This window comes from Pseudarthrobacter sp. 05T312 (assembly GCF_056396685.1).
The window spans coordinates 26,282-38,032 of record NZ_JBFTLY010000014.1; the positions used below are offsets into that span (position 1 = coordinate 26,282).

An 11,751-nucleotide genomic window follows, 5' to 3' on the forward strand; every position below is an offset into this window, starting at 1 on the left:
CCTTGGCTGGGTTTTTCCGGTAGGGGTTTCTTCAGTCGCTGGGCACCAGGATGGTGCTTTCGCTGATGACGCGGGCCGAGCGTTGAAAGGAGACTTCAGCGGGATCGGCTGCATCCAATGCCAGCGCCGTCTTGCCTTTCAGTAAGTGGATAAAGAGTCCGGCCTCCGCCGCCGGAACCACGCTGCGCTGCACCACACTGCCTGGTGTCCCCGAGGCGGCAGCGACGGCGACCGCGCTGGTGAGGCCGATGGCGGGGTGCAGTGCGGTCATCGAGATCATCCGGGCCGAGACGCCGGTTGCGCCCGTGGGCGGAGGCCCCACGATGCCAACCTTCGGAATGGATGTGAGGTCCTGCGGAAGGCCCATCCTGCGGGCAGCCGCTGCGCGCAGCTGCGGGGCAAGCCGGACCAGCGCCTCCAAGGCTTCCTCGCTGCCGGTTGCGTCAAGCCCCAGGTCCTGTGCGTCGAAGAGCGCGGCCGGGGCGCCGGCGTCGATCAGTGTCGCCTGGTACCGCTTCCCGTCGACCTCAAGCTCGTCCATGGCGTTGCCCGTGGGGAACTGTGCTCCGTAGCTGGACCAGGAGGCTTTTTGGAAGATGACGTCGATGGGGACGCCGGGGTAGTGCTGGCCGTCGAGGCGGCGCCCGCCGTAGGCCGGCACCTGCGCCCCCGGCGTGGGGATCTCGCAGACCAGGCGGAGCCCGGTCACGGTGTTCAGGATGGGGACCCGGGTGACTTCCCCGGTGGGAGCGACCAGTCCGGCATGGAGCGCGTACAGGCCCAGCGCTGTTGCACAGTTGCCGCAGTTGCTGGCCCACTCCACTGCCGGCTCGTCGATGGCCACCTGGGCGAACCGGTAGCGGACCGTTCCGTCCCGGTCGGTGCCGGCCACGGTGATCGCCTTGCTGGTGGTGGACGAGGCGCCGCCTACTCCGTCGATCTGGCGAAGGTCCGGGGAGCCGAAGGTGCGGATGAGGAGACGGTCCGTCTCCAGGGCGTCGGCCGGAAGGTCCTCGTCCCGGAATATCCAGCACTTGCTGGTGCCGCCACGGACGAGGGTGGCCGGTACCGGGGTGACCGGGAGGGTACCGGCCTGCGGCTCTTCCCTGAATAGAAGCGTCATTGGTTCTCCTGAAATACCGCGCCCTGCCGTGTGCAGTCGCCGGGTAAATGTTCAAAGCTCGGCCAACCGGAATCCGCCATTTGGCCTGCTGTATGGCGTTGGTCACAAACGGTATACCGTTGGTATGACTTAAGCAACAGTCCTTTGAATATGAATACCGAAGCGGCGGTCTGGGCGCCTGCCAGCTTCGGCGGGTGTGCGATAAGTCGGCACGGTGTTCACAGCGCGCCGGAACGGTATGCAGTGCGTTAGAATTGCGGCTAAAGGTATGGCGCCGGCGCGCCCTGCCGCTTGTTTGCGTGAAGACCGGAGGCCGCCCGTGGCGTCGCAACCAGAGACAAGCCCCTACCTGATGATCAGGAACGCCATCATCTCGCAGGAGCTGCCTCCCCGTGCCCAGCTCGTCGAAAGCGCCCTGGCCAAGAAGTACAACGTCTCCCGGACGCCCATCAGGGAAGCATTGCGGCGCCTTGAAACCGAGGGGCTGGTGGAGCGCTACGGTTCACGCATGCAGGTGCGGGAGTACCGCCCGGAGGAGATGCTGGACCTCTATGAGGTGCGGACTTTCCTGGAGGAGGCGGCCGCCAAAACTGCTGCCCTCCGGCATACAGACATGGACCTGATGCTGATCGACCGCGCGCACCAGGCCATGGTCATCCTTGATTTTGAAGCCGCCACTCCGGCTGAACTGGCCGCCGCCAACCGCACCTTCCATGAGCGCATCTGGTCCGCCAGCCACAGCGCCGCCCTCCTTGACCTGCTCGACCGGATCCTGGTCCACTTCATCCGCTACCCCGGCACCACACTCTCCACCAAAGAGCGCTGGGACCGCGTACTGAAGGAGCACGAGGAGCTGCTGGTGGCCATCCGCGCACGGAACGCGGAGGAGGCCGGCCGTATCGCCAGCGCCCACATGGACGAGGCCAAGAACATCCGCATCCAGATGTACATCGACGCCCAGGAAATCAGCAGCCCGCCCCTGGGATAGCCGCAAAATCCGGCATTAGACCTCCCCGCCGGGCCCGTAAAGCCTGCGCCAAGACGCTATTGCATGCGACGGCATACCTATGTATACAATTGTGTACAGCGATGGAGCTGAGGAGATTGATGATGATCAAGAGCGACGTTTTGGTAGTGGGCGGCGGCAACGCCGGATTTGCGGCAGCACTTGCAGCCGCCGAGCGTGGACGCAAAGTGGTCCTGCTGGAAAAGGCGCGGGAAGCCGCATCGGGCGGCAACAGCTTCTACACCGCCGGTGCCACGCGCATCTCCCATGACGGGCTCCAAGAGCTGATCGAATTCGTGGAACCTGATGAGCGGCACGCCGCCAGCGAAGTCCCCGCCTACACCGCCGCCGAATACCTTGCCGATCTGTCCAAGGTCTCCGAAGGGCGCAACGACCCCGAACTCTCCGCGGTCCTGGTCAGCGAAAGCAACCCGACCCTGCGCTGGCTTCAGGGCATGGGACTCAAATACCGCCTGATGTATGAGCGCCAGGCGTACCGGACCCAGGATGGGGGTTATCTGTTCTGGGGCGGCCTGCACGTGGGCAACGTGGGCGGCGGCAAGGGGCTTATGGCCGACCACCGCGCCGCCGCGGAGCGCATGGGCGTGGAGGTCATCTACGACTGCGCAGCCACCGGCCTCATCCAGGAGGACGGCCGCGTGCGCGGCGTCCGGTACCGCACCTCCACCGAAGAAGGCGAACTCCGGGCCGAGTCGGTCATCCTCGCCTCGGGAGGCTTTGAAGCCTCCCCCGAACTGCGCCGCCAGCACCTGGGGGAGGGCTGGCAGAACGCGAAGGTGCGCGGCACGCCGGGCAACACGGGGGAGATGATCCTCGCGGCCTTCGCCGCCGGGGCGGCCAGGGGCGGCGACTGGTCCACCTGCCACAGCGTGGCCTGGGACGCCTGGCATCCTGAGAACGAGAGCAACCTGGAGCTCACCAACCAGCTCACCCGCGGCGGGTACCCGCTGGGCATCGTGGTGAACAGCGAGGGCAAGCGGTTCGTGGACGAGGGCGCCGACTACCGCAACTACACCTACGCGAAGTACGGCCGGGACATCCTTGCCCAGCCGGGCTCGGCTGCCTTCCAGATCTTTGACGCCTCCTCCCGCCCCATGCTGCGGGCCGAGGAGTACGACATTCCGGGCGTCTCGGTGGTCACCGCGCCGAACCTCGCCGAGTTGGCGCAGAAAGCCGGCATCAGTCCCGAGGGGCTGGAGGAAACGGTGCAGGCCTTCAATGCCTCCATCACTGAGGGTGCGCCCTTTGACCCCAACGTCAAGGATGGACGACGTGCCGAGACCCGGCCGCCGAAGAGCAACTGGGCCCGCAGCATCTCCACCGGCCCGTTCTACGCTTTCCCGGTGACCTGCGGCATCACCTTCACCTTCGGGGGCCTCAAGACGGACACCTGGGGCCGCGTGCTCACCGAAGACGCGGAGCCGCTCGAAGGGCTGTATGCCTGCGGGGAAGCGCTGGGCGGCCTGTTCAGCGGAAACTACCCCGGCGGCTCCGGGCTTGCGGCGGGCGCCGTGTTCGGCCGCCGCGCCGGCTCCATCGCGTAAGCAACCCAGCCGCCCCACCAGCAACGGAAAAGAGGAAAAAGTGGCCAGTCCCATCCACCAGCGGCTCCGCGAGGACGTTCTCGCGAGCGTCTTTGCCCCTGACGAGCCGCTCACGGAGGCCAAGCTCACCGAGCGGTACGGGGCATCCCGGACGCCCGTGCGGGAGGCGCTGCAGCGGCTGGAGCAGGACGGGCTGGTGGAACGGCGCGGCAAGGCGGTGGTGGTCCGCACGCACTCGGCCGAGGAGATCATCGACATCTACGAGTCGAGGATCATCCTGGAGCAGGCCGCGGCTGCCAAGGCCGCCGTCAAGGCAACCGCCCTGGACCGCCAGCTGCTTGCGGGGCTGCTGACGCAGATGCGGCAGCTGGATCCCAGCGACGGCCGGGCGCTCGCCGAAACCAACCGCGCCTTCCACGCCCAGCTGTGGCACGCCACGCACAGCCCTTCGCTGATCGGGCTGCTGGAACGCCTGGACCAGCAGGTGCGCCGGTACACCCTCACCACCCTGACCTACCCGGGACGGTGGCCGGCGGTGCTGGCGGACTACGCCAGCCTGCTGGCCGCCATCGGGGAGGGCGACTCCGGGCGGGCGGGGGAGATCGCCGCCCGCCACATGTCGGACGCCTTGGAGATCAGGTTGAAGATGTACGCCGAAGATCCCAGGACCCTCTAGGCCGCCGACGGCCGGGAGGCGTTCCTTACAAGCCCGCCGGCAGATGTTCCTGCATACTCCATCGCAACAGGAAACCCGAAAGTCGGGCGCAGGGCATCAGCCGGTGCAAGGAGGCGGGGCAGGCTCCAATGGGCCTGCCCCGCCTCGCTTTTCCACTCAGCCCGCCACGGTTCAAAGGACGACGACGGCGGGCAGCGGGTGCCGCCGTCGACCCTTCCGCGGGGGTTTCCTTTGGGGGGGGGAGCGCCCGTCCGGACGCACAGCAACGGCACAGCAGCAACCCGTCCCGGGCATAGCCGTGTGCGGTTTCCTTGGATCATGACCACTTCACGCACCCCCCGCCAGCCCGACCTTGACCAGCCGCACCCGGACCACGACCGGGGGCTGGAGTTCGACCTGAACACCCTGGTGAGCCGCAGGTCCCTGGGGCTGTTCCTCGGTGCGGGTGGCGCGGTGGCTGCGCTAGCCGCCTGCACGCCGGCCGGAACCACGGGCTCACCCTCGCCGGCGGCAACCACGGCGTTGGCCGCCACGTCCTCCGCGTCTGCCACGGCCACTGACGCCACCGCCACTCCGACGCTGACCCGGGCCATCGCTGAGTGCGGCGTGGAAATTCCGCAGGAAACCACCGGCCCCTATCCGGGGGATGGCTCCAACGGTCCGAACGTCCTGGAAGCCTCCGGGGTGGTGCGGAAGGACATCACGTCGAGCTTCGGCACTGCCTCCGCAAAGGCCGAGGGCGTCCCGCTGACCTTCACCCTGACCCTCCTGGACAACGCCAACGGCTGCACCCCGATGGCCGGCGCCGCGGTGTACGCCTGGCACTGCGACCGGGACGGAAAGTACTCGATGTACGACTCGAGCCTGAAGAACGAGAACTACCTGCGCGGCGTGCAGGAATCCGACGCCAACGGGCAGGTCACGTTCACGTCGATCTTCCCGGCCGCCTACTCCGGGCGCTGGCCGCACATCCACTTCGAGGTGTTTGAGTCCATGAACAATGCCACCGCCGCCGGGCAGGTATTGGCCGTCTCCCAGATCGCGCTGCCGCAGGCGGCCTGCGACGACGTCTACGCCACCCCCGGGTACGAGCGCAGCGTTACGAACATGACCCGCACCACGCTCAAATCGGACAACGTGTTCGGGAACGACGGCGGCATCTACCAGCTGGCGACGATGACCGGGTCGGCCGCTGCCGGCTACACCGCCGGGCTCAACGTGACCATCTAGCGCGGCCAGCGCCGGCATGGGTACTGTGGGCGCACCTATCCAACCCTGCCGTGGAGGCACCTATGGGCGGCATTCCGAAGAGCAGCACCGACTACGAATTCGTGACCGTCTGGCGCGTGGCCGGGACCCCGCGCGAGGTGGTGGACATCCTGGGCGACGCCGGTACCCTTCCCCGCTGGTGGCCTTCCGTGTACCTGGCCGTCGAGCCGCGGGATCCGGGCGCCCCGGACGGGACCGGCAAATCGGTTTTCCTCCATACCAAGGGCTGGCTGCCGTACACGCTCACGTGGGAGCTCACCCTCACCGAGCCCGTCACCGAGCAGGGATTCGCCCTCTCCGCGCGCGGCGACCTCAACGGCGCCGGGCGCTGGACGTTCGAACAGGACGGCCCCGAGACGGTGGTCACCTATGTCTGGCGGGTGAGCGCGGCTAAACCGCTGCTGCGGCGCCTGGGCTGGCTGCTCAAGCCGGCGTTTGCCGCGAACCACCGGTGGGCCATGGCCCGCGGGCAGGAGGCTCTCGCCCTGGAACTGCGCCGGCGGCGGCCCGGCGCCGATCTTGCCAAGATCCCGCCGCCCGCGGGTCCCACGTTTGCGCGCCTGTCCCGCTGGACGAGCAATGCGACGCACAGCTGATTGCCGGCGCTGGGTTGCTGGGACGGACGACGACGGCGGCGGGGTGAGTGCCGGCGTCGTTCCTTCCAGCGGGTGCCTTCCCTGCTGCGGCTGGGTGGTCGGGAACTGTCTGCCTGCAGCTGACCACGGGCGACGGGGGCAAGTCCCTATTTTGTGGCTATTGATCCATAGAGCGTCGGCGCAGTCGTGGCTTCGCTACAAAATGACCGTAGAAAGCGCTCTGTAGCGTTCTTCGGAGGACCGGACCACCCCTGACCGGACCACCACGCCCAGGAGGAACCTTGAGCCACGAGACGACCACCACATCGGCACCGCACCGCCCAGCTGAGAGGGGACCCGGGGCACGCCGTCGGTCGTGGGACGCCCAGTCGCTGGCGCTGATTTCCGTGTTCGCCGGTTTGATAGCGGCTTCGGCGATCGTCCCAGGTATTCCGGTCGGTGGCTTCGGGGTGCCTATCACGCTGCAGACCCTTGCCATCATGGTGACCGGCCTCGTCCTTGGCGGATCGCGTGGCACCGCCGCAGTGGCGCTTTACCTTCTCCTTGCTTTCGCCGGGCTGCCGATCTTCTCGGGCGGCCGGGCGGGCCTGCAGGTCCTCGCCGGCGGATCCGCCGGATATATCGTGGGGTTCCCCATCGCGGCCTTTCTCGTCGGCATTGCCGCTGAGCAGATTATCCGGCGGCTCCCGGCCAAGCGGCGCGGGCTGTGGTTTTTCCTCGCCGCGGTTGTGGTCAGTGTGGCCGCATCGCACATGTTGGGCGTGTTCGGCATGATGATCAACCTGAAGCTGTCGTGGCAGGCTGCGTTCGCCAGTGACCTCATCTTCTATCCGGGCGATATTGTGAAGGACGCCGTGGCGTCCGCTGTGGCAGTGGCCACGCACCGGGCCTTCCCCGACATTCTTGTCCGCCGTGTGAAGTGAACGGGGCCAGATCCATGAAGATCTTCGGCAGCACTGTAGACGACCAGACCCGCTGCATCCACTATCACACCGACGTTGACGTGATTGCCATAAAGTTCAAGTGCTGTCTTCGGTACTATCCCTGCCATCTCTGTCACGAGGAGGAAGCGGATCACAACGCTCAAACATGGCCAAGGACCGCGTGGGCAGAGTCAGCAGTTCTGTGCGGCGTATGCAGAGGTGAGATGTCTATCCACACTTATCTGGCGGCCACCTCGTGCCCCAACTGTGCCGCCCGCTTGAACGAACGGTGCGCCGCCCACACGCATTTCTACTTCCAAACGTGAAGGAAACCTCGCTGGCGATTCCCCACGGACGGCAACGCCGGCGCTGCGGGATCTTATAGGAGGTGCCCGCCGGATAGCCCCCTGCGGGAAGGTACGACGGCGGCGGTGCGGTGGGTGCCGGCGTCGTACCTTCCGGGGAGGTGCTTGAGGGGTGGTCAGCTGCCGGCGACGCGCTGGATGAACTCGACTGTTTCGCGCTCCGTCTCGGCCCGGGTGGTGGGTTCGTTGTGCACCTCGTGCCGGACGCCGGGGAAGACGCGGGTGCGGACGTCCGCGTGGCCCGAATCAGCCAGGCGGTTGGCCACGTGGTAGGCGCCTTCGCCGTAGTTGGTCACGGGGTCCTGGTCACCGGCGAGGATCAGGACGGGGAGTTCGGCGAGGAGCTGTTTGTACCAGTCGTCGGAGGTGACCTGGTCGTAGAGGTCCACGAAGCCCTGCAGGAACCGGGCGCTGAGCGGTGCGCCGAAGTTGTTGAAGGGGTCCCGGCCGTGGTCGGTAACCACGTCGGCGTCCAGTGCCACCCAGGCCGTGGGGCCGGCGCCTTCGCCGAAGCGGCCCAGGAAGCCGTCGAAAAGCTGGGCCACCAGTTCCTGGGGTGCGGGCTCGGCGCCGCGCTCGCCGGAGGCAAGCCGCTCCAGTTCGGGCCGGTCGATCATTTTCTCGATGCCGCGCATTTGGGCGGCGATGCCGCAGAGGATCAGGCCGGAGAGCTCGGTCCGCGGGTCCACGGCCATCCCGCGGGCGATCATGGAGCCCCAGCTGTGGCCGAACACCACGTAGGGAAGCTGAGGGAGAGCCGCTTTGGCCTTGGCCTGGAGGGTGACCTCGTCCGCGACCACCACGCTGGCGGCGTCCTCGCCGGCGTCGCCCCAGGTGCCCTGCTGCATAGCCGTGCGCCCGTGGCCGGAGTGGTCGCCGGCCACCACGATGAAGCCCGCGTCCACCAGGGTGGAGATGAGGTGGAGGTAGCGGCGGGAGTGCTCGCCGAGCCCGTGGATTAGCTGCACGATGGCCTTGGGCTGCCCGATGGGTTCGTAGACCCAGGCCTGGATGGTGTCGCGGCCGTTGGCGGACGTGAACTCGATTTCCTGCAGTGACATGTTTTCCTCCCGTGCCGGCGCCATCGCTGGCTCGTGGTGAGCCTAACGCCTTGGTGGACGGCGCCGTCAAGGCTTTGCCATGGTCTGGGACGATCGGGACATGTTGGTTCATGGTCTGGCCCAGCGCCTAGTCTGAACAGCAGCCACGTCCCCTAATCCTGGAGGAAGCCATGCCGCAGCCCGACCGTCCTTTGCGCAAGCTGGGGTTCCTCACCATTGGGCTGTTCGATCCTCTTGATCCAGCCGCCGGGCATGAATCGACGCTGCAGATCATCGAGCTGGGGGAGCGGCTGGGGTTCGACAGTGCCTGGCTGCGGCACCGGCACCTGCAGTTCGGCATCTCTTCCCCTGTAGCGGTGATGGCGGCGGCCAGCCAGCGGACTTCGCGGATTGAGCTCGGCACTGCCGTGACACCGCTGGGGTGGGAGAACCCGCTGCGCCTGGCGGAGGATCTGGCGACCGTTGACCTGCTCGCTGGAGGGCGGATCAATCCCGGCGTGAGCGTGGGAGAGCCGATGCAGTACGACACGGTAAAGCACGAACTGTATCCCGACACCGCGGACGTGGAGGACTTCAGCTACGCCCGGGTGGAAAGGTTTGCACGGCTGGTCGCGGGGGAGCCGGTGCGGGAGTTCTCCGGCAAGCAGGGCGTGGTGGAGGAGTTCTCCAACCGGGTGGAGCCTTTTTCCGCGGGCCTGCGGAACCGCCTGTGGTACGGGGCCGGTAGTACGAAGTCAGCGGTGTGGGCCGGTTCCAGCGGCTTCAACCTGCTTTCCAGCAGCGTGATCTTCCCGGACAAGGACCAGGAACCGGACTTTGCCTTGGTCCAGCAGTCGCAGATCCGGGCCTTCCGGGAGGCGGCTGCATCTGCCGGGCATGCTGGGGCGCGGGTGTCGCAGGGCCTGGTGGTGATCCCGACTGACTCGGCGACTCCTGCCCAACGGGAGAAGTACCAGCGGTATGTCGACGAACGCACTCCGCGCACGGCTTCGCCGCAGGGGCCGAGGGGCATGATGTTCGCGGCTGATCTCATTGGCACCAGCGAGGAGATCGCCGAGCAGCTGTACGCACACGCTGGCTTCCATGAAGTGGATGAGGTGGCGTTCGCACTGCCCTTCAGCTTCGACCACGAGGACTACGTCCAGATCCTGACCGATATCGCCGGCAAGCTGGGGCCCGCCTTGGGTTGGGGCGCCCGAAAGGCGGAGGATTAAGAGCCGCAGCAAGGGGCGGGTATGCCCACGGGCGCCAATGAACGGAGGCGCCTTGATGCAAGATTGCATTCAAGGGAAATCTGTCAGATTTGGTCCTCAGACTATTCGTCTAGCCTGTGCGTTAAGTGCATTCGGGGCCCTATTCTGACGCCTTACTGGCCCCAAGTCTGACGTCAGGTTGGGGTGTACCTCATCTGATCGCTCGGAACTCCCGTTCGGCATTACCTTTTACACGGTTACGGCAAGTCCTCGCGTACGGCTTCTTGGCCACGGGTAGGGCGACCGCGACGAATCATGCCGGCAGGTACGCCCGGCCAACTCCGTCCCCCGTTGTACTTCTGTTGCAATCGCTTGACTTCCTCCATAGTCGCCGCCACCACTAAATCAGACAGGGAGACATAACCCTCCCCCGGACCAACGGCCTGAAGTGCGGCACGAATTTGGGCCGCCTGATCTGGAGTGAAGTATGGGTTGATGTGTGCAATCGATTTCGCCTTGGTAGGTCGCCGCTTTGCTTCCCCCGTCGTAGCCGCAGTATCGCGTTTGCGACGGCTCGTCCCCTGCTTCGACTTAGAGAGAGGTGTCACCTGAGGACTCGGCGAATATTCCAAGGCCCGGATGGCGTCCCACACCTTCAGGCGGGTGTGGGGAGCGACAATGTCCGGATTGCGGAGAACGTTGGAAACGGTCGCCACCGAGACGTATGCTGCGGCAGCGACATCTGTCATGCGAGCTGTATTTTGCAACGAGTCTCCAGGATAAATACTTGATTCAGACTGCCGTCGCTGTTCGTTGACCAGCTAGTCAGGCTTCCTTGCGTGAGCTTGCCGAGCACACCAAGACACAGCAGCGTGTAGCTCGGTCCTGGTTTCTCGTCGGCAATCCATGTGGTTCAACCGGACGACACACCACTACCGTCCGGCCCTCGAGCTGGAGGGAAACCACCCTAGGTTCCGGACGGAGCAGCAGCGGCGACCCGGTTGCGCGGACGGGTCCGGGCGGGAACCCGGGTCACGGCCTCGCGCCGGGCGCCCACCGTGTTCTCGATGGTTCCGATCCCTTCCACTGTCATCTTCACCACGTCTCCGGTTTTCAGCGGCGGGGGAGTCTGGGCGCCGTTGCGTCCCCAGAGTTCGGCCAGGCAGCCGCTGCCGCAGGTGCCGGAGCCCAGCACGTCGCCGGGCCGCACCACGGAGTCCTGCGAGGCATAGGCCACCAGCTCTGCGAACGGCCAGCCCATGTTGGAGAGCAGGTCCTGGCCGATCGCTTCCCCGTTGACTTCGACAGCCATCGAGATCGGCAGGAACCCCTCGGCGTCATGCCGGTCCTCGAACTCGTCCGCCGTGACAATCCAGGGGCCCAGCGTGTTGGCGAAATCCTTGCCCTTGCACGGGCCCAGGCTGACCTTCATCTCCCGGCGCTGCAGGTCCCGCGCCGACCAGTCATTGAGCACCGTGTAGCCGAAGATGTGCCGGTGAGCCTCCTCCGCGCCCAGGTTCCGCCCGTCGCTGCCGGGAACACGTCCGACGACGGCAGCCATCTCCGTTTCAAAGTCCAGGTCCACGCAGGCCGCCGGAATACCGATCACCTCACCGGTGCCCGTCACCGTATGCGGGTTAGTGAAATAGAAGGTGGGCGCCTCGTACCATTCCGGCACCACGCCCGCCACACCGTCGATGCTCTTCCGCACGCCTTCGACGTGTTCCTCGAACGCCACGAAGTCCCGGATGGTAGCGGGCACCAGCGGGGCGAGCAGGCGCACATCCGCCAGCGGAACGGCAACAGCGGAACCAATGACCCGGCCCGCAAGTGCCAGCGTCTCCTCGAGTCCGGCGTCGAGCAGCGTCTGGACGGACTGCCCTGCCGGCAGGGCAAAGCAGTTTTCGCCGTCCACAAAGCCGGACTGCGTCCCGCCGTCGCGATTCCACCGGGCAATCTTGACCATGTACGTGT

12 protein-coding genes are annotated in these 11,751 nt (G+C 66.3%); 8 read left to right on the forward strand and 4 right to left on the reverse strand.

Annotated elements, in window-relative coordinates; all coding sequences use genetic code 11:
* Positions 1–31: 31 nt before the first annotated feature.
* A complete protein-coding gene (locus tag AC1DIP_RS16075) occupies positions 32–1,123 on the reverse strand; it encodes a PrpF domain-containing protein (RefSeq protein ID WP_224023588.1) in 1,092 nt (363 codons plus the stop codon).
* A 319-nt stretch (positions 1,124–1,442) separates the two neighbouring features.
* Here AC1DIP_RS16075 and AC1DIP_RS16080 point away from each other — a divergent pair, with 319 nt between their 5' ends.
* The 7 genes from AC1DIP_RS16080 to AC1DIP_RS16110 all read left to right on the forward strand — a co-directional run bounded on the left by AC1DIP_RS16080 (position 1,443) and on the right by AC1DIP_RS16110 (position 7,484).
* The gene (locus tag AC1DIP_RS16080) at positions 1,443–2,111 is read left to right on the forward strand and encodes a GntR family transcriptional regulator (RefSeq protein ID WP_477734322.1); all 669 of its coding nucleotides are present in this window, start codon (positions 1,443–1,445) and stop codon (positions 2,109–2,111) included.
* Positions 2,112–2,230: 119 nt separating this feature from the next.
* Positions 2,231–3,694 carry an FAD-dependent tricarballylate dehydrogenase TcuA gene (gene tcuA, locus AC1DIP_RS16085; protein WP_477734323.1) on the forward strand — a complete coding sequence of 488 codons (1,464 nt, stop codon included), beginning with the start codon at positions 2,231–2,233 and terminating at the stop codon, positions 3,692–3,694.
* A gap of 40 nt (positions 3,695–3,734) precedes the next feature.
* Positions 3,735–4,370, forward strand: a complete 636-nt coding sequence (locus AC1DIP_RS16090; RefSeq protein WP_477734324.1) for a GntR family transcriptional regulator — start codon at positions 3,735–3,737, stop codon at positions 4,368–4,370.
* Positions 4,371–4,688: 318 nt separating this feature from the next.
* Positions 4,689–5,600, forward strand: coding sequence for an intradiol ring-cleavage dioxygenase (locus AC1DIP_RS16095; RefSeq protein WP_477734325.1), 912 nt, complete (start codon positions 4,689–4,691; stop codon positions 5,598–5,600).
* A 62-nt stretch (positions 5,601–5,662) separates the two neighbouring features.
* A complete protein-coding gene (locus tag AC1DIP_RS16100; RefSeq protein ID WP_477734326.1) occupies positions 5,663–6,235 on the forward strand; it encodes an SRPBCC family protein in 573 nt (190 codons plus the stop codon).
* 281 nt (positions 6,236–6,516) lie between these two features.
* A complete protein-coding gene (locus tag AC1DIP_RS16105; RefSeq protein WP_477734327.1) occupies positions 6,517–7,158 on the forward strand; it encodes a biotin transporter BioY in 642 nt (213 codons plus the stop codon).
* Between the two features lie 14 nt (positions 7,159–7,172).
* On the forward strand, positions 7,173–7,484 hold the full coding sequence (locus AC1DIP_RS16110; protein ID WP_477734328.1) for a CHY zinc finger protein: 312 nt from the start codon (positions 7,173–7,175) through the stop codon (positions 7,482–7,484).
* Between the two features lie 155 nt (positions 7,485–7,639).
* On the opposite strand, the gene AC1DIP_RS16115 is transcribed toward AC1DIP_RS16110, so the two are convergent.
* Positions 7,640–8,584: an alpha/beta fold hydrolase gene (locus tag AC1DIP_RS16115; RefSeq protein ID WP_477734329.1), complete on the reverse strand. Its 945-nt coding sequence runs from the start codon at positions 8,582–8,584 to the stop codon at positions 7,640–7,642.
* A gap of 170 nt (positions 8,585–8,754) precedes the next feature.
* Here AC1DIP_RS16115 and AC1DIP_RS16120 point away from each other — a divergent pair, with 170 nt between their 5' ends.
* Positions 8,755–9,798, forward strand: coding sequence for an LLM class flavin-dependent oxidoreductase (locus AC1DIP_RS16120; RefSeq protein ID WP_477734330.1), 1,044 nt, complete (start codon positions 8,755–8,757; stop codon positions 9,796–9,798).
* 236 nt (positions 9,799–10,034) lie between these two features.
* Here the strand turns inward: AC1DIP_RS16120 and AC1DIP_RS16125 are convergent, their stop codons facing one another.
* Both AC1DIP_RS16125 and AC1DIP_RS16130 read right to left on the reverse strand, forming a co-directional pair.
* Positions 10,035–10,526, reverse strand: coding sequence for a ParB family protein (locus tag AC1DIP_RS16125; RefSeq protein ID WP_350224166.1), 492 nt, complete (start codon positions 10,524–10,526; stop codon positions 10,035–10,037).
* 218 nt (positions 10,527–10,744) lie between these two features.
* The gene (locus AC1DIP_RS16130; protein WP_477734331.1) at positions 10,745–11,743 is read right to left on the reverse strand and encodes a fumarylacetoacetate hydrolase family protein; all 999 of its coding nucleotides are present in this window, start codon (positions 11,741–11,743) and stop codon (positions 10,745–10,747) included.
* Between the last annotated feature and the right edge of the window lie 8 nt (positions 11,744–11,751).

Coding starts and splice junctions, on each gene's coding strand:
- AC1DIP_RS16075 (WP_224023588.1), bottom strand. CDS start 1,123: ATGACGCTTCTATTCAGGGAAGAGCCGCAGGCCGGTACCCTCCCGGTC.
- tcuA (WP_477734323.1), top strand. CDS start 2,231: ATGATGATCAAGAGCGACGTTTTGGTAGTGGGCGGCGGCAACGCCGGA.
- AC1DIP_RS16095 (WP_477734325.1), top strand. CDS start 4,689: ATGACCACTTCACGCACCCCCCGCCAGCCCGACCTTGACCAGCCGCAC.
- AC1DIP_RS16100 (WP_477734326.1), top strand. CDS start 5,663: ATGGGCGGCATTCCGAAGAGCAGCACCGACTACGAATTCGTGACCGTC.
- AC1DIP_RS16110 (WP_477734328.1), top strand. CDS start 7,173: ATGAAGATCTTCGGCAGCACTGTAGACGACCAGACCCGCTGCATCCAC.
- AC1DIP_RS16115 (WP_477734329.1), bottom strand. CDS start 8,584: ATGTCACTGCAGGAAATCGAGTTCACGTCCGCCAACGGCCGCGACACC.
- AC1DIP_RS16120 (WP_477734330.1), top strand. CDS start 8,755: ATGCCGCAGCCCGACCGTCCTTTGCGCAAGCTGGGGTTCCTCACCATT.
- AC1DIP_RS16125 (WP_350224166.1), bottom strand. CDS start 10,526: ATGACAGATGTCGCTGCCGCAGCATACGTCTCGGTGGCGACCGTTTCC.
- AC1DIP_RS16130 (WP_477734331.1), bottom strand. CDS start 11,743: ATGGTCAAGATTGCCCGGTGGAATCGCGACGGCGGGACGCAGTCCGGC.